This is a genomic window from Methylobacterium sp. J-088, from assembly GCF_022829295.1.
Classification (GTDB): Bacteria; Pseudomonadota; Alphaproteobacteria; order Rhizobiales; family Beijerinckiaceae; genus Methylobacterium.
In genome coordinates this window covers 1-23263 of record NZ_JAKSYH010000207.1, presented here as the reverse complement: position 1 = coordinate 23263, position 23263 = coordinate 1, and the positions used below count along the sequence as shown (strand labels likewise).

General features: G+C 65.5%; 24 protein-coding genes and 1 tRNA gene. 11 read left to right on the top strand and 14 right to left on the bottom strand.

Annotated features, from left to right (window positions below; translation table 11 throughout):
• Window positions 1-67: 67 nt before the first annotated feature.
• Complete coding sequence (locus tag MKK63_RS22925; RefSeq protein ID WP_244005935.1) at window positions 68-475, bottom strand: thioredoxin family protein; 408 nt, start codon at window positions 473-475, stop codon at window positions 68-70.
• 127 nt (window positions 476-602) lie between these two features.
• On the bottom strand, window positions 603-896 hold the full coding sequence (locus MKK63_RS22920; protein WP_244005933.1) for a hypothetical protein: 294 nt from the start codon (window positions 894-896) through the stop codon (window positions 603-605).
• 264 nt (window positions 897-1160) lie between these two features.
• Here MKK63_RS22920 and MKK63_RS22915 point away from each other — a divergent pair, with 264 nt between their 5' ends.
• Both MKK63_RS22915 and MKK63_RS22910 read left to right on the top strand, forming a co-directional pair.
• Entirely contained in the window at window positions 1161-1820 is a 660-nt protein-coding gene (locus MKK63_RS22915) for a TetR/AcrR family transcriptional regulator (RefSeq protein ID WP_244005930.1), read from the top strand.
• Window positions 1821-1877: 57 nt separating this feature from the next.
• Window positions 1878-2342, top strand: coding sequence for a DUF2852 domain-containing protein (locus MKK63_RS22910; protein ID WP_244005928.1), 465 nt, complete (start codon window positions 1878-1880; stop codon window positions 2340-2342).
• A gap of 90 nt (window positions 2343-2432) precedes the next feature.
• Here the strand turns inward: MKK63_RS22910 and MKK63_RS22905 are convergent, their stop codons facing one another.
• Window positions 2433-4124 carry a methyl-accepting chemotaxis protein gene (locus MKK63_RS22905; protein ID WP_244005926.1) on the bottom strand — a complete coding sequence of 564 codons (1692 nt, stop codon included), beginning with the start codon at window positions 4122-4124 and terminating at the stop codon, window positions 2433-2435.
• Between the two features lie 602 nt (window positions 4125-4726).
• Here MKK63_RS22905 and upp point away from each other — a divergent pair.
• From upp to MKK63_RS22880, 5 genes are all read left to right on the top strand, one after another.
• Window positions 4727-5356 (top strand): uracil phosphoribosyltransferase, encoded by a 630-nt coding sequence (gene upp, locus MKK63_RS22900; protein ID WP_244005924.1) that lies wholly within the window; start codon window positions 4727-4729, stop codon window positions 5354-5356.
• A gap of 182 nt (window positions 5357-5538) precedes the next feature.
• Window positions 5539-6162: a DUF938 domain-containing protein gene (locus MKK63_RS22895; RefSeq protein ID WP_244005922.1), complete on the top strand. Its 624-nt coding sequence runs from the start codon at window positions 5539-5541 to the stop codon at window positions 6160-6162.
• Window positions 6163-6281: 119 nt separating this feature from the next.
• Window positions 6282-7523 carry an ABC transporter substrate-binding protein gene (locus MKK63_RS22890; RefSeq protein ID WP_244005920.1) on the top strand — a complete coding sequence of 414 codons (1242 nt, stop codon included), beginning with the start codon at window positions 6282-6284 and terminating at the stop codon, window positions 7521-7523.
• A 107-nt stretch (window positions 7524-7630) separates the two neighbouring features.
• On the top strand, window positions 7631-8644 hold the full coding sequence (locus MKK63_RS22885) for an NAD(P)H-quinone oxidoreductase (protein ID WP_244005918.1): 1014 nt from the start codon (window positions 7631-7633) through the stop codon (window positions 8642-8644).
• A gap of 113 nt (window positions 8645-8757) precedes the next feature.
• Window positions 8758-9060, top strand: coding sequence for a hypothetical protein (locus MKK63_RS22880; protein WP_244005916.1), 303 nt, complete (start codon window positions 8758-8760; stop codon window positions 9058-9060).
• Between the two features lie 40 nt (window positions 9061-9100).
• Here the strand turns inward: MKK63_RS22880 and MKK63_RS22875 are convergent, their stop codons facing one another.
• From MKK63_RS22875 to MKK63_RS22830, 10 genes are all read right to left on the bottom strand, one after another.
• Complete coding sequence (locus MKK63_RS22875; protein WP_244005914.1) at window positions 9101-9982, bottom strand: 3-hydroxybutyryl-CoA dehydrogenase; 882 nt, start codon at window positions 9980-9982, stop codon at window positions 9101-9103.
• Window positions 9983-10168: 186 nt separating this feature from the next.
• Window positions 10169-11122: an electron transfer flavoprotein subunit alpha/FixB family protein gene (locus MKK63_RS22870; protein WP_244005913.1), complete on the bottom strand. Its 954-nt coding sequence runs from the start codon at window positions 11120-11122 to the stop codon at window positions 10169-10171.
• A 67-nt stretch (window positions 11123-11189) separates the two neighbouring features.
• Window positions 11190-11939 carry an electron transfer flavoprotein subunit beta/FixA family protein gene (locus MKK63_RS22865; RefSeq protein ID WP_244005911.1) on the bottom strand — a complete coding sequence of 250 codons (750 nt, stop codon included), beginning with the start codon at window positions 11937-11939 and terminating at the stop codon, window positions 11190-11192.
• A gap of 168 nt (window positions 11940-12107) precedes the next feature.
• The gene (locus MKK63_RS22860) at window positions 12108-12680 is read right to left on the bottom strand and encodes a cob(I)yrinic acid a,c-diamide adenosyltransferase (RefSeq protein ID WP_244005909.1); all 573 of its coding nucleotides are present in this window, start codon (window positions 12678-12680) and stop codon (window positions 12108-12110) included.
• Between the two features lie 13 nt (window positions 12681-12693).
• Window positions 12694-13323 (bottom strand): acyloxyacyl hydrolase, encoded by a 630-nt coding sequence (locus tag MKK63_RS22855; RefSeq protein WP_244005907.1) that lies wholly within the window; start codon window positions 13321-13323, stop codon window positions 12694-12696.
• A gap of 139 nt (window positions 13324-13462) precedes the next feature.
• Complete coding sequence (locus MKK63_RS22850; protein WP_244005905.1) at window positions 13463-13648, bottom strand: twin transmembrane helix small protein; 186 nt, start codon at window positions 13646-13648, stop codon at window positions 13463-13465.
• Between the two features lie 171 nt (window positions 13649-13819).
• On the bottom strand, window positions 13820-16447 hold the full coding sequence (locus MKK63_RS22845) for a TIGR02302 family protein (RefSeq protein ID WP_244005903.1): 2628 nt from the start codon (window positions 16445-16447) through the stop codon (window positions 13820-13822).
• Window positions 16448-16561: 114 nt separating this feature from the next.
• Window positions 16562-17770: a polyhydroxyalkanoate depolymerase gene (locus MKK63_RS22840; RefSeq protein ID WP_244005900.1), complete on the bottom strand. Its 1209-nt coding sequence runs from the start codon at window positions 17768-17770 to the stop codon at window positions 16562-16564.
• Window positions 17771-18044: 274 nt separating this feature from the next.
• Window positions 18045-18284 carry a hypothetical protein gene (locus MKK63_RS22835; protein ID WP_243920112.1) on the bottom strand — a complete coding sequence of 80 codons (240 nt, stop codon included), beginning with the start codon at window positions 18282-18284 and terminating at the stop codon, window positions 18045-18047.
• A gap of 152 nt (window positions 18285-18436) precedes the next feature.
• On the bottom strand, window positions 18437-18646 hold the full coding sequence (locus MKK63_RS22830) for a hypothetical protein (RefSeq protein ID WP_244005898.1): 210 nt from the start codon (window positions 18644-18646) through the stop codon (window positions 18437-18439).
• 300 nt (window positions 18647-18946) lie between these two features.
• On the opposite strand from MKK63_RS22830, the gene MKK63_RS22825 reads away from it, so the two are divergent.
• From MKK63_RS22825 to MKK63_RS22815, 3 genes are all read left to right on the top strand, one after another.
• Window positions 18947-19600 (top strand): Maf-like protein, encoded by a 654-nt coding sequence (locus tag MKK63_RS22825; protein WP_244005896.1) that lies wholly within the window; start codon window positions 18947-18949, stop codon window positions 19598-19600.
• Window positions 19597-19779 carry a DNA gyrase inhibitor YacG gene (locus MKK63_RS22820; RefSeq protein WP_244005894.1) on the top strand — a complete coding sequence of 61 codons (183 nt, stop codon included), beginning with the start codon at window positions 19597-19599 and terminating at the stop codon, window positions 19777-19779. Before MKK63_RS22825 ends, MKK63_RS22820 begins: the two co-directional genes overlap by 4 nt.
• A gap of 107 nt (window positions 19780-19886) precedes the next feature.
• Window positions 19887-19962: transfer RNA gene (locus tag MKK63_RS22815), tRNA-Phe, on the top strand.
• Window positions 19963-20357: 395 nt separating this feature from the next.
• Here the strand turns inward: MKK63_RS22815 and MKK63_RS22810 are convergent.
• Complete coding sequence (locus tag MKK63_RS22810; RefSeq protein ID WP_244005892.1) at window positions 20358-21719, bottom strand: hypothetical protein; 1362 nt, start codon at window positions 21717-21719, stop codon at window positions 20358-20360.
• 836 nt (window positions 21720-22555) lie between these two features.
• Here MKK63_RS22810 and MKK63_RS22805 point away from each other — a divergent pair.
• The gene (locus MKK63_RS22805; protein ID WP_244005890.1) at window positions 22556-23116 is read left to right on the top strand and encodes a PAS domain-containing protein; all 561 of its coding nucleotides are present in this window, start codon (window positions 22556-22558) and stop codon (window positions 23114-23116) included.
• Window positions 23117-23263 lie beyond the last annotated feature (147 nt).

Below are 23263 nucleotides of genomic sequence, written 5' to 3'. Positions count from 1 at the left end.
CGGAGGCTGCCTGAACGAATGCAAAAGCGGATCGGTGCCGCGCAAGCGCTGTCCCGGGGCTGCCCGATCAGAGCGTCTTCTCGATCAGCCCTTCGATCCATTCGGGCTGCGTCTCGCCCACGGAGCGACCGACCTCGGTCGCCCCTTTGTAGGCGATCAGCGTGCTCTGCATGCGGACATCCAGCCGCTTCAGCAGCGGCTTCTGGCTATCGAAATCGATATCGAAAATCTGGAGGTCCTTGAAGCGCGGCTCCTGCGCCAGCTTGGCGAGAATCGGCTTCTGGGTTTTGCAGATCGGGCACCAGGGCGCGCTGACCTCGATGAGGATCGGCTTCCCGCTCTTCTGCGCCGCCTCGAAGGCGGTGTCCGAGAACGGCATGGTCTCGCCGGCGGCCGCCGGATTGCAAGCGACGGCAAGGATCGATCCCAGCGCGGCAAGGCACGACAGGGCCATGGCGTGACGGCGGGTCATCATGGTTCGCCCCTCCCGGACGTTCCGATCCCCGTTGTTTCGGGGCATCGGCGTACAGTACGCGACCGGCCTCGAAAGGTTGCTCCGGCCCACGGTGCGAACAACCCGAAAGTGAGTACGGCCGGTCACATCATCGGGATGAGCCGTTGCGGTCCTCGGCGACCAGGGCATCGATGTCGGCGGGGCCGACGGCCTCCATCGGGCACCGGATCCGCAGGGCGCGAGTGGGCGCCCCCGCGCGCATCACCAGAACGACCGTCTCCATGTCGGGGCAGCCGGGGTCGGGGCAGCTGATCTCGTTCACCGCCAGGGCGTCGGCCTCACCGAGGTCGAGGGCGGCGATCAGATCCCGCTTGAGCCGGGCTGCGATCTCGGCGCGTTCCGCGGAGCGCGCACGCCAAGCCTTGAGGCTGACAAAAGCCATATGGGAGGCGTGTCCTCAGTCGCGCGTGGGGCCGGCACCGAGCGCCTGAGCACGCGACGTCGGCCACTCCATCCTCATTGAGCGTGGAGCGCGGATCCGCGCCGGTCAAGCGCGACCGCAAAATCCTGAATCGCAACAAAGCCCGCGTTCAATGGTAATGCTGGACGGCACCCCGCGAAATCCATCCGCCCCAGCGGTCTTCCGACTCGACAGCATCGCGGAAGGTCTGTGAGGTGCACACGAGCGCGCGAAGGATTTGGGATCTTGCGACCCTGGCGGGACGGACCGAACGACCGGCGGAATTACCACCACGGCAACCTGAAAGAGGCGCTCATCGAGGCGGCCCGCCGCTTCATCGCCGAGCGCGGAATCGGTGGCTTCACGCTGGTGGACGCCGCACGCCTCGTCGGCGTCACGCCGGCTGCCCTGTACAGGCACTTCCGTGGTCGCGAAGCCCTGCTGGAGGAACTGGCCGGGCGCGGCTTCGCCGAACTGGCCGCCCGGCTCGCTCGGGCGCTCACGTCGCGCGGCACGCCGCTGGAGCGGTTCACCCGCATGGGCGAGACCTACCTCGCCTTCGCAGAGGAGGAACCGGCCTATTATGCCGCGATCTTCGAGACCCGCGGCCTGCCGACCGTCGAGCAGGACGGCGGGTCCGGCGTCGGCGCCCCCGTCGCCCGGCCGAGCCCATTCGATCTCCTGGTTGAAGCGCTTCAGGCGACGTTCGCCGATGGGTTCGGTGGCGTCGCGCCCCGCTTCATCGCGCTGGAGGTTTGGGCACTCGCCCACGGTCTTGCGACCCTATCGGCCGCCGGACATCTGCCGCGCGGCCCCGGCTTTCCCGACAAGTACGAGTTGCTCCGGGCCGGCGTTCTCGCCCTCGTCCATGGGGCAGCCCACGGACCCGCTTCAGGGCGGCCTTGAAAGCTGCGCGTGGCGCCCGCATGTTAACTCCGTTCACATGAACAGCGGAGCCTTGCCGTGACCTCTCAAACCTCCTCACCCTGGGCGACCGGCAAGCTAAGCCGGTCCGGCCCGTTCCCGCGTCGTTCCCTGGAGATCGGCGCGATCGTCGTCGGCTTCATCTATTGGTGGCCGGTCGGCCTCGCGTTGCTGGCCTGGAAGTTCACCGGCTATCCGGCCTTCGCCGAGATGCGCGATACGGCGCGACGGACCATGTCCGATTTCGAAGGCGCGCGCCCGGTCTCCCGGTTCGCCCGTGCCTTCGAGGCCGCTAACCGGCGCAGCAGCACCGGCAATGCCGCCTTCGACGCTTACCGCCGCGAGGAACTCGACCGGCTGGAAGCGCAGCGGCGTGCCCTCGAAGAGGAGAGCCGCGCCTTCACGGCGTTCGTTGATGAGCTGAAGCGGGCGAAGGACCGCGAGCAGTTCGACGCCTTCATGGCGAAGCGCGGGACCACCGGCGGTGAGGGCCAGACGGCCTGAACCCACGATGCCTCTCCGCGGACGCCAGCTTAGGCGCCCGCAGAGCAAGACCGGAACGCGACCGCTTCCGACCCGCGATGGCCGCCGACGTCAGGCGGCCCTAACGCTGGTGAGGAAGCGGCCGACCTCGGCGGTCAGATGCTCGGACTGATGTGACAGTTCCGAGGCCGCGCCCAACACCTGGTTCGCCGCCCGACCCGTCTCCTCGGCGGCTTCGGCGACACCCACGATGTTGCTGGTCACCTCGCCGGTGCCCTGCGCCGCCTGCCCGACATTGCGCACGATCTCCTGCGTGGCCGCGCCCTGCTGCTCGACCGCCGCCGCGATCGTGGTCGCCACAGCGTTGAGCTCACGGATCCGCGCCGTGATCGTGCCGATCGCGCCGACCGCCTGACCGGTCACGCCCTGAACCCGGCCGATCTGCTGGCCGATCTCCTCGGTCGCCTTGGCGGTCTGCTCGGCCAGCGCCTTGACCTCGGAGGCCACCACCGCGAAGCCACGGCCTGCGGCGCCGGCCCGCGCCGCTTCGATCGTGGCGTTCAGCGCGAGCAGGTTGGTCTGGCCGGCGATCGATGTGATCAGCCCGACCACGTCGCCGATCCGGGCCACGGCGGTGCTCAGCTCCTGCACCAGCGTGCCGGTCTGATCGGCCTCGTCGACGGCCGCCTGGGCGAGCTGGGACGAGCCCTGAACCTGTCGGCCGATCTCCTGCACGGACGAGCCCAGCTCCTCGGCGGCGGCCGCCACGGTGTTGACGTTGGTGCCGGCCTCCTCGGCGGCGGCGGCAACCGCGGTCGACTGGGCCGAGGTCTGGCCGGCCATGGCCGACATCGAGCCGGCGGTCGCTTGCAGTTCCGTAGCGGACGCCGAGACTTGCCCGACGATGCCGCCGATCGCCCGTTCGAAGCTGTCGGCCATCTCGCGCATGCCGGCCTTGCGCTGTTCCTCCGCCGCCGCGCGCGCCTCCGCGGCTTCGGTCTCCAGGGCGCGACTGCGGATCAGGTTGTCCTTGAACACCTGCACGGCTGACGCCATCGCGCCGATCTCGTCGTGGCGGCCGACATGCGGCACCGCCGTGCCGGTTTCGCCGTCCGCGAGCCTCGACATCGCAGCGGTCATGCGCTCGATCGGCCGCGAGATGTACAGGAGGCCGAAAATGGCTGCGCCCAGGGCCGACGCGAGCGCAAGCCCAATCCCGGCGATGGCCGTGACGGATGCCGAGTTCGCGCCCGCCATCGCGTCATTCGCGTCACGCCCGGCCATCTCCTCGTCGTGTGCGACGAGACGTGTGAGGGTCTTTCGGGCGTCGTCGTAGAGGGCGACCACATCGGCTTTGACCAGCAGCGCCATGGCGTCTTGCGCTTGCCCGGCTGCGACGAGGCGGCGCGCATCACCATCCACCCGCTCGAACTTGCTCCAGGCTGCCGCGAAGGCTTCATAGAACGTCCGCTCCTCGGGGGTGGTGATCAGCGCCTCATAGACGTTGCGCGCCTCGCGCAGGCGCGCGTGCGTGGCCGCGAGGTTGGCCTCATTCTCAGTGCGCTTGTCCGGCGTGTTCGACAGCAGGATCAGGCGGTATTGCTTGATCCGAACTTCGGAAACCGCGACTTCGATCGTGCTGATCCTCTCGACGGAGGGAAGCCAGTTGATCGCCAGTGCCGTCGTGGATCGGCGTACAGCGGCCGCGTCCCGGAGCGACAGCCCGCCCTGTCCTGTCGAGATCAGCGCGAGCACACCGAACAGGATCGTCAGAGTCGCTTTGATGGAGAGGTTGAGGTGCATGGCGCGTTCGGTTCTGCCTGCTTCAGGGGTGCTTGTCGGAAGCAAAAAATGCGATGCCCGAATTAAGCCGGAATGCGCGAACAGCAAGCCAAAGAAAACGCCGCTGTGAGACATAGGATTTTTATATTTTTGCAATAACACGCTCGTATAACAAATTTACATCAATAATGTTTTGCAATATATTGGTCTTGTAACGGCCATAGATCAATATCAACGTTCGAATATAGAGGTAGAATTTTTCCTCGAACGATTAAAAATTGGAGCCATTCGGCGCGATCGCTAACGAGAATTTGAATGGCGGCCTCACGCATCGTTTCGTCGCTCAGCGAAAAGTGGCGACGCGGGGCATATAATGTGAACAGTCCAGAGGATATCTCGACGGGAGAGGGAACTGTTCTAACTCTGTCTACGATCGTCCTCGGCCCTGTCGGCAAGTGCGCGTTGCGGGATTGGAGCCACCAAGTCCGGAACGAGGCCCTGCCCTTGGACGGTCAGACGCCCCAGGTCGCTGCGGCGCGCCGAGTCGCCCAGCCTTCAAAGTTGCACCCCCGCCCAGGGTCCTGCATGTCTCGATCGACGAGGCTGAGGGGAGGGCTGTGCCGATGGGTCGGGTCACCGTGGTGGATCACCCACTCGTGCAGCACAAGCTCACATACCTTCGCGACAAGAACCGCTCGACCAAGGGCTTCCGCCAGATCCTGAATGAGATCGGCATGCTCCTGGCCTACGAAGTCACGCGCGACCTGCCGCTGGAAGCCGTGACGATCGAGACACCGTTGCAGCCGATGGAGGGCCGCCAGATCCAGGGCAAGAAGCTGGTCCTGGCCCCGATCCTGCGCGCGGGGGTCGGGTTTCTGGACGGGATGCTGTCGCTGGTTCCCTCGGCCAGGGTCGCGCATGTCGGTCTCTACCGCGACCCGGACACCCTCCAGGCGGTCGAGTATTACTTCAAGGCTCCGTCGGACCTCGCCGACCGGACGGTGCTCGTCCTCGATCCGATGCTGGCCACTGCCAACTCGGCGATCGCAGCGCTCGATCTGCTGAAGGCCCGTGGCGCGTCCGATCTGCGCTTCGTCTGTCTCCTGGCCGCTCCGGAGGGGCTGGCCAAGTTTCAGGAGGCGCATCCCGACGTGCCGGTCTGGACCGCAGCGATCGACAGCCACCTGAACGATCACGGCTACATCGTTCCGGGTCTCGGCGACGCCGGCGATCGGATGTACGGCACCCGGTAAACGGTGAATTCCCCGCGGGCCGGTCCGCATCATCGGTTCGATCACACTCAGATCCGGCCGGGTCGGGTCCCGGTAGAGGTGTGTCGGGGCAAGGCGTGTTTCGAGCCGGTCGAGGCACAGCCATTCGCGGGCATCCCGCGGTTGAAATCCGTGCGTTATCGGCGGTTCAGGAGAGGGTGATCATGCTGAATTGGGAGGTCGACCGGGATGCCCTCACGGCGCCCGCCGTCGCGCGCAATCGTGACGCGATCCTCGCGGTCCTGCGGCGGGTACTTCCGGCGGGAGGGTCCATACTTGAGATCGCCAGCGGATCCGGTGAGCACGCGATCCACATCGCTGCCGCGCTGCCCGGCCTGACTTGGCTACCGAGCGATCCCGAGCCCGAAGCGCGGCGCAGCATCGTCGCCCATACCCGACTGGCCGGGCTCACCAATATCCGGCCGCCACTCGCGCTCGACGCACATGCGAGCGCTTGGCCGACCGGCCGTGTCGACGCAATCGTCTGCATCAACATGATCCACATCGCCCCCTGGTCCGCAACCGAGGGGCTGATGGCCGGGGCGTCCCGCGTCCTGACCGGGACCGGGCTCCTGTTCCTCTACGGACCATTCCGCGAAGGCGGGCAGCACAGCGCAGAAAGCAACGCCGCCTTCGACGCGTCCTTACGCGCCCGGGACCCGGCATGGGGTGTCCGCGATCTTGAGGCCGTGACCGCTTTGGCAGCGCGGCATGGGTTCGTCATGGCCGAGCGCGTGGCGATGCCGGCCAACAACACGAGCCTGATCTTCCGCTGCGCGAAAAGCTGACGCGCTCTTCGTCACGCATTCGCAGAAGTGTACATTGAATTCAGGCCAATGGGTGTTGCACACTCCTGCCCCGAACCCGATGCGGCGACAAAAGCCGCACGGGCCGCAGGAGGAAGCCCATGCCGATGGAACGCAGCGTTTCGAAAAGGGCCCTGGCCCTGCTCGCAGTGGCCGGACTGGTGGGTGCGGGGCCGGCGCGGGCCGCCGACCCGATCAGAATCGGCGTGATCGCCGAGGCGCAGTCGGTGGTTGGGGCCTCGATCCCGCAGGCGGTGCAACTCGCCGCCGATGAGATCAACGCCAAAGGCGGGGTCGACGGACGGCAGATCCAAGTGGTCACCTACGACGACAAGAGCTCCGCCTCCGATGCGGTCCGCGCGTTCCAGCGAGCGGTGTCCGAGGACAAGGTCAATCTGGTCATCGCCAGCTACATCTCCGAAGTCGTGCTGGCGCTCATGCCGTGGGCGGCCCGGCTCAAGACGCCGATGATCACGCCGGGCGCGGCCTCCAACGAGATCAGCCTCGCCGTCCACAAGGATTACGCCCGCAACAAATACACCTTCCACGGCTACCTGACCTCGGCGGCGTTGGCGCAATCGATCTGCGATTCGACCAAGGACATGCTGATCGACCTGATGAAGGTGAAGACCGCCGCGATCATGAGCGAGGACGCGGCCTGGACCCGCCCGCTCGACGTCGCCTACGAGAAGTGCCTGCCTGAGATCGGCGTGAAAGTTGTCGATCACATCCGCTTTTCGCCGGACACGGGCGACTTCACTCCGATTTACAACAAGATCGAGACGTCCAAGCCGGATTTGATCGTTACCGGCATCTCGCATGTCGGTGTGCAGCCGACTGTTCAGTGGCAGAACCAGCAGGTGCCGCTCGCCATGACCGGCATGAACTCGCAGGCGACCTCCTCGACCTTCTGGTCGAACACCAACGGTGCGACGCAAGGGGTGATCTTCCAGAGCATCGCGGTGCCGGGCGCCGCGATCACCGGAAAATCGCTCGCCTTCAGCGAGGCGTTCAAGAAGCGGTTCAACAGCGACCCGTCCTACGCGGGCTACATGGCATACGATCAGGTCTACTACGCCGCCGACGCCGTGAAGCGTGCCGGTTCCACGGAGGCCGACACGCTGGTCGACGCCCTGGAGAAGACCGATTGGGAGGGGACGGTCGGGCGCACGCAGTTCTACGGCAAGGATGATCCTTTCACCCACTCGATCAAGTACGGGCAGGGTTTCGTGACCGGGCTGATGGCGCAGTGGCAGGACGGCAAGCAGGTCGCGGTCTGGCCGAAGAGCCTGGCCCAGGGACAGATCGTGCTCCCGCCCGCCGTGAAAGCCGCGGCCCGATAGGCATCCGCCGCCAAAGGCCGCGCTTGCCAAGCGCTGTGGTTGCCGCAATCAAGACGGACCGCGCTCAGGAGGCGCGGCCCGAAAACGCATGCGTTGAGGACGCCTTGATGGCCAGCACTGCCCTGCCCGAGACCATGCGCCAGATCCGCTTCACGGGTGCGGGTGGCCCGGAGGTGATCGCGGTCGAGACCGTGCCGCTGCCGTCGCCAGGACCGGGTCAGGTTCTGATCGAAGTCGTCGCTGCGGGCGTGAACCGCCCCGACATGATGCAGCGGGCGGGGTTGTATCCGCCGCCGCCCGGAGCGACCGAGGTCCCGGGCCTGGAGATTGCCGGTCGGATCGCTGCGCTCGGCGAAGGCGTCGAGACCGCGTCGGTCGGTGACGAGGTGTGTGCCCTCGTGATCAGCGGCGGCTACGCCGAATTCGCGGTGGCCGAGGCCAGCCACTGCCTGCCGCGTCCGCAGGCCGTCTCGCTCGTGGATTCCGGCGGCCTGCCGGAGACGTTCTTCACCGTCTATTCGAACGTGGTCCAGCGCGGCCGGCTCGCCGCCGGTGAGAGCTTCCTCGTTCACGGAGGGTCGAGCGGCATCGGCGCCACCGCGATCCAGATCGCCAAGCATGTCGGCGCGCGGGTGTTCGCCACCGCCGGCTCGGCCGAGAAGTGCCGGTTCTGCGAGGATCTCGGCGCCGATGCGGCGATCGACTACAAGCAGGCGGATTTCGCCGAGGAGGTGAAGCGCCTCACCGACGGCCGCGGAGCCGACGTCATCCTCGACATGATCGGCGCGAGCTATCTCCCCCGGAACCTGAAATCCCTGGCGCCGGATGGGCGGCTGGTGATGATCGCCCTCATGGGCGGCTACAAGGTCGATGGACTGAACATCACGCCGATCATGCGCAACCGCCTGACCTTCACCGGCTCGACCCTTCGCCCCCGCCCGAAGGCCGATAAGGCTGCGATCGCCGAGGGCCTGCGTCGGGATGTCTGGCCCGAACTCGATGCGGGACGAATCCGCTCCGTCACGCACGCGACCTTCCCGTTGGAGAAGGCCCAGGAGGCACATGCGCTGATGGAATCGAGCGCGCATCTCGGCAAGATCCTGCTGACCACCGGCCGCTGACCGACCCGGCGATAGGAACTTGCTTCCCCGGGCCCGCGTTGGCCGCCGGTAACGGGATCGTGTCGCAGATCACGCTGCCGCGTGTTGCGTCCCGCAGTCGAGGATGTGTGCAGATGGCCGAGAGATTGAACCCGCAGGACAGTCGTCAGGGCGAGCGCGGCAAGCCCGTGCTTTGGGTTCTGGTGGCGAGCCTCGTGCTCCTGGCGATCGCCACGGTCGGGCTGCTGACGTGGAACGGTGCGAATTCACCGAAGGATTACGCCAGCCAGAGCCAGGATGCCTCGCGTCGCGAAGTGACGGGCTCGGTCAACGGCCAGTCCGGAGCGGCGTCGTCCTCGAACAGCACCGCTGTGCCGGGCGGCAACCCATCCTACCCGCAGCCGGCCCAGCCCGGAGCGAATGGCGCGACGAAGTGAGGAATGCCGGGGCGGCCACGCGGTCGCCCCGATCGCTCGATCAGCGGGTCGGAACCGGGGTCGGTCCGCGATAATCGTAGAAGCCGCGCTTCGCCTTGCGGCCGAGCCAGCCGGCTTCGACATACTTCACGAGCAACGGGCAGGGGCGGTACTTCGAATCCGCCAGCCCCTCGTAAAGCACCTGCATCACCGAGAGGCAGGTATCGAGGCCGATGAAATCGGCAAGCTGGAGCGGGCCCATCGGATGGTTCGCGCCGAGCCGCATCGCCGTGTCGATCGACTCGACCGAGCCGACACCCTCATAGAGCGTGTAGATCGCCTCGTTGATCATCGGCAACAGGATGCGGTTGACGATGAACGCGGGAAAATCCTCCGACATCGTCGAAGTCTTGCCCAGCTTGGCGATGAACGCCTTGGAGGTCTCGTAGGTCGCGTCTTCGGTGGCGATGCCGCGGATCAGCTCGACGAGCTGCATCACCGGCACCGGATTCATGAAGTGGATGCCGATGAACCGCTCCGGCCGATCCGTCGCGGCGGCGAGCCGGGTGATCGAGATCGACGACGTGTTGGTGGCAACCAGTGTTTCCGGCTTCAGCGACGGGCACAGGGACGTGAAGATCTCGCGCTTGGTGGCCTCGTTCTCGGTTGCGGCCTCGATTACGAGATCGCAGGGTCCCAGCGCGTCGAAGTCCCGCGCCGGATTGATGCGCGACCGGGCCTCGCGGCTATCCTCATCCGAGATGGTGCCCTTGGAGACGAGGCGCCCGAGGTTGCCCTCGATCAGGCTCAGACCATTCTCCAGGCGGACCGGATCGCGGTCGTTCAGCAGGACGTCGAGACCGGCCGAAGCGCAGACCTGCGCGATGCCGCTGCCCATCTGGCCCGCGCCGATGATGCCGACCCGCTTGATCTCCATGCCCATTGACCGACCTGTGCCCCTGATGCCGTTGCCACTGCACGGCCGCCGCACCCGACGGACTGCGCCAAGACGACGGCCTGAACTCACGCCGTCGCTGCCTTCTAGACCAATCACGGATGCCGAAGGAACCCGTGGGCGCGCGTGGGACTGGAAATACCCGCGCGCGCCGCCGGCGCGTCAATCGGCCCTTTACTGGCCCTTCGCCTTGCCGAGCTCCGATTGCAGCTCCGGAACAACCTGAAACAGGTCTCCGACGAGGCCGTAATCCGCGACCTGGAAGATCGGTGCGTCCTCATCCTTGTTAATGGCAACGATGACCTTCGAGTCCTTCATGCCAGCGAGATGCTGAATCGCGCCGGAGATACCGACCGCCACGTAGAGATCGGGCGCCACCACCTTGCCGGTCTGGCCGACCTGCCAGTCGTTCGGCGCGTAGCCCGCGTCCACCGCGGCGCGAGAGGCACCGACCGCGGCGCCCAGCGTATCGGCGAGCGGCTCGATCAGCTCGTGGAACTTGTCCGAGGAACCGAGCGACCGGCCGCCCGAGACGATGATCCGTGCCGCAGCCAGCTCCGGCCGGTCGGACTTGGCGATCTCCTCGCCCTTGAAGCTTGAACCGGTGGCCTCGGGCGCAGAGGCGGAGACCGACTCGACCGCGGCCGCGGACCCGCCCTCGCCGGCGGCCTTGAAGGCTGCGGTCCGCACGGTGATGACCCGCTTGCCGGCCGGCGTCTGGACGGTCTGGATCGCGTTGCCGGCATAGATCGGCCGCTCGAACGTGTCGGCCGCAACGACCTTGATGATGTCGGAGACCTGCGCCACGTCGAGCAGGGCGGCGACGCGCGGCAGCACGTTCTTCCCCGTGGTCGAGGCCGAGGCGATGATCGTCTCGTAGGGCTCCGCAATCGAGGCGATCAACGCCGAGACCGGCTCGGCCAAATCATGGTCGTAGGCGGCGTCCTCGGCGACCAGCACCTTGTCGACGCCGTCGAGCTTGGCCGCCGCATCGGCGACGGACTTGGATCCGGCGCCGAGCACAAGGGCATGGATCGGCGCGCCGATAGCCTTGGCGGCGGTCAACGCCTTCAGCGTCCCGTCCTTGATCTGGCCGTTGCCGTGCTCGACGAAGAGGAGTGTCGTCATGGTCGTCTCAAATCCCCGAATGTGGTGATGCGCGGCTCGACCCCGGACGGGGAGCCTCGCCCGCAAATCAGATCACGCCGGCTTCGACCTTGAGCTTTTGGACCAGTTCGGCCGCGGAACCCACCTTCACGCCGGCCGAGCGCCCCGGCGGCTCCGCGGTCTTGAGAACCTTGAGCTTCGGGGTAACGTCGACGCCCAGGGCATCGGGTGCCAGCTCTTCGAGCGGCTTCTTCTTGGCCTTCATGATGTTGGGCAAGCTCGCATAGCGCGGCTCATTGAGGCGCAGGTCGGTCGTAACGATCGCCGGCAGCTTCAGCGCCACCGTCTGCAGCCCGCCATCGACCTCGCGGGTGACCTCGAGGCTGCCCTCGCCGACCTCGACCTTGAAGGCGAAGGTCCCCTGCGGCCAGCCGAGCAGCGCGCCGAGCATCTGGCCGGTCTGGTTCGAATCGTCGTCGATCGCTTGCTTGCCCAGGATGACGAGCTGCGGACCTTCCTTGTCGACCACGGCTTTCAGGAGCTTGGCCACCGCCAGCGGCTCGCAATTGACGTCGGTCTTGATCAGGATCGCCCGGTCGGCGCCCATGGCCAGCGCGGTGCGAAGCGTCTCCTGCGCCTGCTGCGGGCCGATCGAGACGGCCACGATCTCCGTGACCTTGCCCTTCTCCTTGAGCCGGATCGCCTCCTCGACGGCAATCTCGTCGAAGGGATTCATCGACATCTTGACGTTGGCGAGTTCGACCCCGGAGCCATCGGCCTTCACGCGGATCTTGACGTTGTAGTCCACAACCCGCTTGACGGGCACCAGCACCTTCATGGCGGTTACGATCCTTCCCAGGAGGATTCTTATCATCGTGCAGGCCGGTCCCGCCGGCGCCACGGAGGCGCCGTCGCGGGGGGCGTGCAGGGCGGCCGGACCGTAGCGGCCACATTTCCGCCTTGTCAACGCGGCGCAGTGGAGGCTGCCGGAAAAGGGTTCGGCGACTCAGCGGTTGGCGCCGGGCACCCAGAGCACGTCGTCGGCGCCGTCGGCATTGGCCGCGCGGCCGGCGACGAACAGAAAATCCGACAGGCGGTTGAGATAACGCAGCGCCTCCGGCGAGACGATTTCGGTCTCGTCCGCGGCGAGCGCGACCGCCAGACGCTCGGCACGGCGGCAGACCGTGCGGGCGAGGTGCAGGGCGGCAGAGGCCGGCGAGCCGCCGGGCAGCACGAAGGATTTGAGCGGCGGGATCGCCGCGTTCACGGCGTCGATGTCGCGCTCGAGCCGCTCGACCTGGCTGGCCACGATCCGCAGCGGTTCGTAGGGGAGAGGCTCCGGGCTCGGCGGTGTCGCGAGATCCGCGCCGAGATCGAACAGATCGTTCTGGATCGCGCCGAGCATCCCATCGAGCGCACCCGACGTGTGCAGGCGAACGAGCCCGAGACAGGCATTGGTCTCGTCGACGGTCCCGTAGGTCTCGACTCGCAGATCCGCCTTGGAGCGCCGCTGCCCGTCCGCCAGAGCGGTCGTGCCATTATCGCCGGTGCGCGTATAAATCTTGTTGAGCTTGACCACGCAGCGGGACGCCTCAGAAGGTGTAGCCGATCTTGCCGCCGAAATTGGTCAGACCGCGGTTGTTCGCACAGAGGCCCGCGTTCGACATATGCTCGACGGTGGCCATGATGCTCCAATGCTCGGTCAGACGGAAGCCCAAGGCGGCGGCTTCGCGGAACATCGGCGAGCACCCGAGGGTGTTGAAGCCGTAGGGCGTCAGCGCCTTCGGGCCAGTATAGCCGTTATGGGCCACGCCGCCGAAGAACCCGTCCAGGAAGACGCGACGGTTGAAGGTTTCCGGGAAGATCTCGAGGGTCCAGGTCGCGCCGAGATAGGCGTAGCTCGTCCGGCCGCCGGTGTTGTAGCTGCCGCCCACCGTGGGCCGCGGCACGAAGGCCTGCCAGAACGGATCGGCGCTGATCATCGGCTTCGCGAACAGGATCTCGCCGTTGACATTCCCCTTGCTGAAACCGGGCAGCTTGCCCTCCGCGCTGCCCGGATCCTGAACCGAGCCGCCGATGCGGACCTCGGAGACGATGCTGAGCGGCTGGGCCGGCGGCGCGTAGTAGGTCGCCGGAGCAGGCGCCAGATCCGCAGCCGAGACGGGCAGGATCGCCGCGACGGAGATCAGGCCCATGAGACAGGTGCGGAAAGGGGCGGTCATGGACACTCGGCCGAAGCGACGTGACGGTTCGATACTATCGAGCGTAGCACGGCCTCCTCGCGCTCAGGCCGCCGATTCATCCCCGCGCGCCGCGAAAGACCATGGGTGCGGCAGGCCGGTCACACTGGCGCTGCCGGGCTCAGGCCGAGCGCCACCAGACCACGCCCATGATGATCACGATGGCAACGAACTGCAGCAGGACGCGCAGACGCATCAATTTCTGCGATAGGTTGGCGCTGCCGCCGCGCATCATGTTGGCGAGGCCGAAGAACAGCACGAAGGCCACGGCCAGGCAGGCGAGAAGGACGAGGGTGTTGGACGACATGGCGGCGACGATCCGGGCCTGACGGGAACCGGCGCCCGGTTCCGCATCGCGGGTTGAGAAGAGAGGGGCTTAAAGCCGTGCCCGATCGCGCTGCAATCGTGCACGGCTCTCAGCTTGTGTCGTGACGCGCTGTCTTGCACCGAACCGGTACCCGTTTCGGCGGAGAACGCGCTAGTTGCGACGGAGCAGGCGCTCGAAGTAGTCGAGTTCCTCGCGGGGCCGTGTCGGATCGCCGAGCTTGCGCCGCAGCTCCTCCATGATGCGCCGGGCGCGCTGGACGGCGGATTCATCGGCCGTGGGTACGCGGACGCGTCCGTCGCTCATGTCGCGACCGCGGGTGGGGCGGCCGAGCGGGTCGTCGTCGCGGGCGCCGGCTTGACCTTGTTTCCCCGGCTGCTGCCCACCCTCCTGCTGGCCTTCACCCTGGCCTTGGCCCTGTCCCTCGGCCATCTCCTGCATCTGCTGCGTCATGCCTTCGGCACCCCGCTTCAGACCGTCGAGGGCGCGGCCCTGTGCATCCACCGCCTCGTCGGAATCGCCCTGCTTCAGGGCGTTCTCGGCCTCGCGCATGGCATTCTCGGCATCCGCCAGGCCCTGCTCGCCGCGCATGCCGTTCTCCTTCATGCGCTGCTCAAGCTGCTCGAGCCTCTGCCGGAGCGCCTGCTGCTGCTCGCCCGCGTCACCCTGCTGCCCCTGGCCCTTCTGACCCTGGCCCTTCTGCCCCTGTTGGCTCTGGCCCTGCTGACCCTGCTGCTTCTGCCCCTGCTGGCCGCGCTGGCCCTGCTGCGGCTGGCCGCTTTTCGGCTGGCGCTGGCCACCCTGCTGGTCCTGCCCATCCTTGAAGGTCTGATCGCGCAGGCCCTGCTGCTCGCGCGCCATCGCGTCGAGATCGCGCATCTGCTTCTGCATCTCGCGCGACGTCTGATCGGACTGGCCACGTTCGGCGGTCTGGAGGTTCTCCAGGATGTTGCGCAACTGCTCCATCAGGCGCTGCGCCTCGGCGGTGTCGCCGCGCTTCATCGCGTCGGCCATGTCCTGGATCATCTTGTCGAGATCCTCGGGCGTGACGGATTTCGATTGCTGGTTGTTCTGCTGCCGCTCGCCGGACTTGTTCGGCTCGCGACCCTGCTTCTGCGCCATCTCGGACAGGAACTTGTCGAGCGCCTGCTTCAGGTCCTGGGTGAGGCGCTTGACCTCGTCGTCGGGCGCGTTGCGCTCGATCGCTTCCTTCAGCCGGTCCTGAGCTTGACGCAGCTGCTTCTCGGCATCCGACAGATCGCCATCTTCGATCTTCAGCGCCATTTCCCAGAGCAGGTCGGCGACGTCGACGAGGTCGGAATCCGCCCGGGCCCGGCGCAGGCGTGTCGTGGCCGTGCGCAGGCCGAGGTAGATCGCCGGCTGCGGCGTGAACATGTCGGGGGCGACCAGCAGCGCGTCGAGCGCGGACTGAACCCAGGGCCTGTCCGTATCGGGCGCGGTCACGAGCCGACGCCGTTCTTCCGCCAGCGCACGCGCCAACGGATCGCGGAACGGGCGGGCCGGCAGCGTGATCTCGGTCTCTGTCGTGCGACCTTCCTGCCCGGCCTCGTCCTTGACGACGATCTGGTAGCGCACGCGGGCACCCGACCAGGGGTTGTCGGTCAGATCGATCAGGGTCTTGGTTTCCGTGTCCCCGGAGGCGTCGCTGGGCAACGCGAGGCTGATGTGAGGGATCGGAACGAGGGAGCGGCCGGGTTTGACCGGTGCGATCACCGCCTCGGCCGAGCTAAGCCCGTAATCGTCCTTCGCGCGATAGGTCAGGTTGAAGGTCCCGCGCCCGTTCACCTCGGGCCCTCCAAGGGCGGTCACCTCCGGTGGACGATCGGGGATCGCGTCCACGGTCAGACGTTGCCGGCCGGCCGGCGTTACGATCGTCAGTTCCGCATTGCCGGCGATGCGGTAACGCTCCTCGCGCAGGTCCGGACGCGGCTCCTGGCCGGGTATGGGCACGAGCCCGGCGTTGGCCGTCAGCGTGGTGTTGGCCGCAGCCTTGCCCTGTCCGGCAATGCGCACGATGAGTTGCGCGTTGACCGGTGCCCGCAGGTGCTGGTCGCTGCCATCCATGGCGATCAGCAGCGGCGGCATCCGCGTATAGAGCGGCGGATCGATCCACCCGTCGACGCGGAAGTTCGGGCCGGGGGCCACCGGCTCATGCCAATCGAAGGCGGCACCGATCCGGTCGCGCCATTCGGGGCCGGCCACGAACAGGCTGGCGGCGGCCGCGACGATCAAACCGGCGCGCAGCGCGAAGGGGTCGCGCCGGACCATGCCCGGCCGCGGCAACGCGACCCGGAGACCGGCTAAATCCCGCGCCGCGCGGCGCTGATGCAGGTCCCAGAGGGCCCGGCTGCCCGCGTCGGCGGCGCCGACAGCGAGGGAATCCTGCGCCGTCGACGCCGGGCCGTGCCGCAGGGACGGATCGCGGAGTGCCGCTTCCCGGTCCAGCCGGGACAGCGCCAAGCGCCGTTCGATCCGCCTGAGATGGATGAGGGGTTGGAGCGCGACGACAAGCAGGACAGCGAGGATACCCAGGCCGATCTGTCGCCAAAGCGGCGAAAGATCGAGCCATAGACCTGACCAGGACACGATCAGGAACAGCAGCGCGACGGCGAGACCGCGCCAGAGGACCGGCCAGACCTGTTCCCACAGGTCGGCAACGCGTGCCCGGGCGACCAGACGGTCGAGCTGCGTGGACGCCGTCGCGGTTTGCGGCGTCGAACCGATCTCGCCGCCGCTGTCGGATCCGTTGTTGCCGATCACGCCGATCGTTCCGCCTTGCGCCCGTGACGCCGGGTGTGAACCCGGCTCCGATCGTCCAGGGGTAGCATGGTGGGCCGCGGCGGTCGGCGGGTCAAATCGGCGCGACGGTCCGCTTTAGTTGTGCGCCTGGATGAAGTTGCGCACCTGCGGGTAGATCTGTGTCTCCCAGCGCCGCCCGGCGAAGACGCCGTAATGGCCGACACCCGCCTGCAGGTGGTGGGTCCGCATGTACGGGGCGAGTCCGGTGCAGAGGTCGTGGGCCGCCATGGTCTGGCCCACGGCACAGATATCGTCCCGCTCGCCCTCGACGGTCATCAGGGCCGTTCGGCGGATGGATCGCAGATCGATCGGCTCGCCGCGATAGGTGACGGCATTGCGGGCCAGGGCATGATCCTGGAACACGGTCTTGACCGTCTCGAGATAGAACTCGGCCGCGAGGTCGAGGACGGCGAAGTACTCGTCGTAGAACGTCTCGATCGCTTCGGCCTTGGCTTGCTCGCCATTGGCCATGTGCCAGAACAGGTCGGAATGGCCCTGGACGTGGCGTTTCGCGTTCATCGACATGAAGGCCGAGACCTGCATGAAGCCCGGATAGACCCGACGGCCGGCGCCCTTGTGCCGGTTCGGAACCGTCGCGATCAGGTTCTGCTCGAACCACGTGATCGGCTTCGAGTTGGCGAGTTCATTGACGCCGGTCGGGTTGATCCGGCAGTCCACCGGGCCGGCCATGAGGGTCATGCTGCGCGGTGCGGCCGCGTCCTTGGTCTGCGCCATCGCGGCGGCGGCCACCAGCGCCTGTACCGCGGGCTGGCAGACCGCCACCATGTGGGCGCCTTCACCGATCGTCTGCAGGAAGTGGACGAGGTGAGCGACGTAGTCGTCGAAGGCGAACGGGCCGTCCGACAGGGGCACGTCGCGGGCGTTGTGCCAGTCGGTGATGTAGACGTCGTGGTCCGGCAGCATGGCGCGCACGGTTGCCCGCAGCAGCGTCGCGAAGTGGCCGGACATTGGCGCCACCATCAGCACTTTGGGCTGCTCGGTGTGTATATCCTTCTTGAAGTGCAGCAGGGTTGCAAACGGCGTCACCACCACCGGCTCCTCGGAAACCGGGACGCTCTTGTTGCCCACGTCCACGGCGGCGATGCCGTAGGGCGGCCGCGTGAAGGTCAGTCCGGCGCGCATCATCATCCGGGCGCCCGCCGACATCCACGTGATCGGCTCGCCGAGGCCGACCCAGGGCGACCAGACATCGTTGAGCAGTTTCCCCCACGACCGCGTCTGGGCGGCGATGTCGGTCTGCAGGTCGAACGCTTCGTACAGCATCGAGCAGGCACTCGCTGAGCCCTGCCCGGCACGCGGGCTAACGGGTCGACAATGGAGGCGGATGCCAGATTAGAATTGCATCGGCTTGGCCGCGCAGAATGGTCGCCTCCCCGAGGGTCGGCAACCGTCCAGAGATCCAGGGTCGCAAAGAAGACTACCGACGTGACTTTGGTGCATCATCGGGATTTCTGACCACACCCTTGACGTCGTCAACGCGCTCCCGCCGGAAATCCGTGCGCCATCGATGCCGGAGCGTCCTCACCGTTTCCCGCAATCAGGATGCACGGCGGATGGCGACGTCGATCGCCGTGCGCCGGTGCTCGCAGGCGATCTTGAGGTAGCGATCGCCGCCCCCGGGCAACCCGGCCTGCGCCGCCATGGTCTGCGCGTGCATCAGGCATTCCATCGGAGTGTGGGCCGGCGCGATGATGACGTCGAGTGCGGTATCGCGGGAGCAGTCCTGGGCCAGCAGCGTGCCGGCGCAAACCAGGGCAACGGAGAGCAGTTCAGACATGACGGACCTCGGTTTCGAGTGATCGAAAGGTCCGCGGGGTGCTCTGGCGTGCGAGCCGCCGCGTTGTCGTTGCCTGGGTGCTTCCTCAATGATGTTGACCTGCGGTTGCAGATCTCATGCCATCTACCCGGCGGCCTACCACCGTCGAGGGGTCAGTCGCGCGCCGGCAACCAGCGCGTCTCCGGCTCATTGGCCGGCAGCAGGGCCGCGACGGCATCGAGGTCGACAACATAGTGATCGGTCAGCATCCGCCAGATTTGGTCGGGCGAGTCACCCTTCGACCTGAAGCCTTCGAGGGCGCGGGCGACCCGCGCCTTGTTCAGCAGCTTCGGGCGCCGCAACAATGGATCGGCATTCAGCATCCGCGATAACTCCCTCCCGGCGAGCCCGATCATCTGAGATCGTGGTTAACGTTCGGTTACCTCTCGATCTGAGATCTTGCTCTCAACTTGCAGGGGAATTGCCACGACAAGGAATCTTTGGTTTGGCGACCCGCGCGGGGGGCGCCGCAACGTGGCGCTTCGTCGGACGCGCGAGGGCTGCGCTCCGGTTCACAAGGCAACACCCATCCCTTATCAGGCAGGGGAATCAGGCCGGGCCGGCGGGGTAGGGCGCCGCAACGGGCCTGCGCCGCGCTCCGCCGGTCGTGCGAACGGAACATCATGGACGCCACACCAGACGCGATCGGCTCGGCGCAGCGACCGACGGCTCGGCTCGTGCTCGCCTCGGCCTCGCCGCGCCGCCTGGCGCTGCTCCAGCAGATCGGGATCGAGCCCGACGCCCTCCTGCCTGCCGAGATCGACGAGACGCCGCGCAAGGCCGAACCGCCGCGCGACCTCGCCCGCCGTCTCGCGCGGACGAAGCTCGCCACCGCGGAGGCTGCCCTGCATCTGGGCGACAAGACCGCACCGACATGGCTTCTATCAGCCGACACGGTCGTGGCTGTGGGACGGCGCGTGCTGCCCAAGGCCGAGGTCCCGGATGAGGCGGCGGATTGCCTGCGGCTCCTGTCGGGTCGCCAGCACCGTGTCTACACGGCCGTGTGCCTGCTTTCGCCGCGGGGCCGGCGCGAGCGGATTGTCGAGACACGGGTTCGATTCAAGCGCCTTTCGAGCCGGGATATCCAGGGCTACGTGGCCTCCGGCGAATGGCGGGGGAAGGCGGGCGGCTACGCGATCCAGGGGTTGGCCGGCGCGTTCGTGGTCAAGCTGATCGGATCCTACAGTTCGGTGGTCGGGCTGCCGCTCTACGAGACGCAGAGCCTGCTCGATGGCGAAGGCTATCCCATCCGCGCCGGCTGGGGTGGCCTCGCATGACCCGGGAACGCCGCCCAGCCTGCCCGATCTGCCGCAAACCCGCCGAGCCGGAGTACCAGCCCTTCTGCTCGCAGCGCTGCGCCGATGTCGATCTCGGCCGATGGCTCAATGAGCGCTACGCCATCCCCGAGGAGATCGACTCGGACCGGCCGCCACCCGAGCCGGACCCGGAGCCGTGAAATTTTTTACGCCGTTTCGATGCCGCCGGAATGACAGCGACACTGGACAGGCCGCGACGCACTGACTATACCCCGCGGCGTCCGAGGCCGGCATGGCCACGGGCGACGCCCAGGTAGCTCAGTTGGTAGAGCATGCGACTGAAAATCGCAGTGTCGGCGGTTCGACTCCGTCCCTGGGCACCAATAATTTCAAGGGCTTAGCCGATAGTTCGTCGGGCGTGTTACCGCGTCTGTTACGATCATACGTTTCCTAACGCTTTTTCCAGCCTGCAGACTCGATCAGACTTTCCGCAGTCGCGGTCTTACGCAAGCGGCGTTGAATCTGCGCTCGGCAAATCAGAACCCTCAATCGACGACTCATTGCACGCTTTCGCAGACGCCGCGAGATAGGCTGCGTTCGAGGCTGTGAGAGGTCAGGCTGAACCGTTTGACTTCGCTCATTTAGGCCATGAAGCGTGATCGACGTCCGAGTCTGGTGGCTTTCAGATAGTCCGATATGGCTCGGCAATGTGAGGTAGCGGACATCGTCACCGAGCCCGCCCACAACCGACGGCGGGCATCGCCCGCCACTCTTATCATTATGACGGCGCAGGGCTGTCGATTGCGTCTTGTGAGTCGGATGCCAATGCGCGCGCCACTTCGTCCAAACGATCTCGGAGATAGTTAACGAAAGCGGGGCCAAGCGGTATAGCTATCCGAAACGCCTGTGCCTCTAGTAATAGAATCCCTGTGCCATCCGGACCGATTGTTGCGGTTCCTTCGGATATATCGAGTACTTCCACGCCGCGTTCATTGGGATCGAGACACTGTAGAAGCAAGGTTTCTTTGGAAGCCGCTTCCCTCAAGCGTTGGATAGCCCAGGTAAATCCATTCATCTCCATTCGAAAAGTGGCAAATCCGCCATCTATCTTCTGAATGCCAAACGTTACTTCCTTTGCATCTTTACTAATTCCGTACACGACATGGCCTGTTGCACCCTCGGCAGACTCAAGTGATGTCCCTGCCTCCGGATCAAGTTCTTCATCAGGTATCGGTGTATCGTCAGCTCGACGTAGCAGACGATATAATTGATCTATACTCGAAATATCCCTTCCGGGCTCATCAACAGGTTGAGCGGGCAGGGGCCATACCGGTCGAATTGTAAATGCCGATTCGCCTAAACCTGCACCAAGTAAGGCAACATCCAGTGTCTGATTGCCCATTGAACTAAATGAATGAAAAATGGCACGCTCAATAACGAAAGCAGTGCTTGTGATTTTTAAAAACTCGCCTTCTCCTAATCCAATAGGCACAGATGCTGTTGTGCAAAAAGAACTTCCTGCGGAGCCGACGTTTGTCATTCGCCCCACTGAAATACGCCAACCATCTGGCATCAATCCGTTCATGAGGGCTGTGCGCTGCCATTGAGGCGCCACGAGCATACGAGCATGGCACTGCAAATTGATGCTAACCATAGTTACCCATCGACAAAGCAGATTATTGTCAGCTTCGCTGAGAATCCAAAACATGCCCTTTGCAAGACTTTCTACCAAAGTTTTAGCTTGCGCCTGAAGCGTACTCATCCATCCGTTGTTGCAATCGCCGCAAACATTGTAGACTACAGTGTCGTAAGGATCACCTTGTGCCACAGAGTCATTTTCAATGACTTTGATTTCTTCCCAAAACGCAATACGCTCGGGCCTGCCAAGTACATGCAATCTTTTTCGATGGCGTTTTGGAAAAATCTTAGCAAGCCAATCCGGGAATATGTGCTCACGAGCAAAATCTCTGGTGTTCTCGCAATAGATACATTTCCCTCGTTTGACCGGTTTCGTTCCGTATCGGAGATCGAAGTTACAGCGCTCGCAGAAAGGAGTTTCAGGATGGGTGGGCAGCGCGCACTGGGGGCACTTCTCTGGCTGTGTAGGTTGCTTCGGTTGGTCGTTTGAGGTGGTCATCATGCTCTCGTGCTAGGGCTTGAGAACCAGTTTGCCCTAAGGCCACCGCACACGGACAGTGCTTTTGCACTACCTCAATCAGACCTCCGCTTCCTGCCCCTAGTCGATGTCGGTGAACCGTGCTCGAATGCCGCTTTCGGAGAGCGCCGATGATTGCTCCTCCGCTGGCATGGGTCGCAAGCGGAGATGGAACTCGGGAGATGGAGCCAGCCGACCTCAGCCAGCAAGGTTCAGAAAGCCCGCCTAGCTCAGCGCCGGGGCTAGTCCTTTCATGCCTGCGGCCTTGCGTGATCCGCCCGGTCGCGTGTACCGATAGCTCCTCGCGGAATCACGAATCGCGGTAACACGCCTCTTATTTTTCAGCGGGAGGGGGCCAACTGAAAATCGCAGTGTCGGCGGTTCGACTCCGTCCCTGGGCACCATCCTCCCGATAGGTTCGGGAGTGACGCTTCCCGAGCTTAATATTCCAGATAGATTTGCCTCCGCGACGAGTGCGTTGGTCCGTGGATCACGTCGGGCGGCGGTCGAATTGTCCTGACGCGTCCGACCTGCCAGCCATCTTCATTTTTTTCGCGTCAGATCGTGTTGTGATCTGTCACCCGGACGCGCGCGATTTGATTACGGCCGCCGCACGACTGCTCCGCTTTGCATGAGATTTGTTCCAGGTGGCTGGGATATCATCGTTTATCGACAATGGCGCTCATTCAGTCTGGTCGGCGACTTGATGTTATCGGAAATCAATCTAACATCGGTTAGGCTGAAGACGAGACGTTGACTGCGCGATGCCAAAACTCAAGCTTCTCGGTGGCCGGAGGCCGCGGGAAAGATCCAAACTGGTTTTGGGTGGACCGGATGCGCTTGGGTTCTGGACGTGGGACGCCGAGCGCGATCGCGTATGGGCTGATACGTTCGTCGCGCTGCTGTTCGAGATCGACCCCGAGGAAGCCGAAGCCGGCGTGCCACTCTCGGTTTTCGCGGCACATATCCACCCCCCGGATCAGTCACGTGTCTTGGCCAGCTTCCGCGCGGAGGCGCGCGAGGACGGGCACATGGCCCTCGAGTACCGCGTTCGAGCGACTGGTGGGGGCCTGCGTCTGGTCCTGTCGCGCGGCCGCTTCGCCTACGATCACCGCGGTCGCCCGCTGTCGGGCCACGGGATCATCGTCGACATCAGCGACCTGCAGGCGCGGGATGAAGACCGGACCCCAGCCCCGCCGTTGGCCGAAGACCCGTCCGGAACATCGCTGGACCGTGCCGCGACTGCGGCGATCGCGGCCTTCCAGGCCATCGAACCCTTGAACGACCCGGGCCTGACGGCGCGCGCCGAAGCGCTTCTGTTCGAGATCGGCCGCAAGCTCGCGACGCAGGAAGCCGATGACGAGCGTAAGCGCCTGAATTAGAGCGCACTCCGCCGAAGTGGACACCGGTTCGGCGCAAGAGAGCGCATCAATACGAAGACTTAGAGCCGTGCTCGATAGCAACGCGCACGGTACACGACTCACAAGGCTGGGAGGCGTTTTGGGCATCGATTGGCCCAGAGGGTCGCT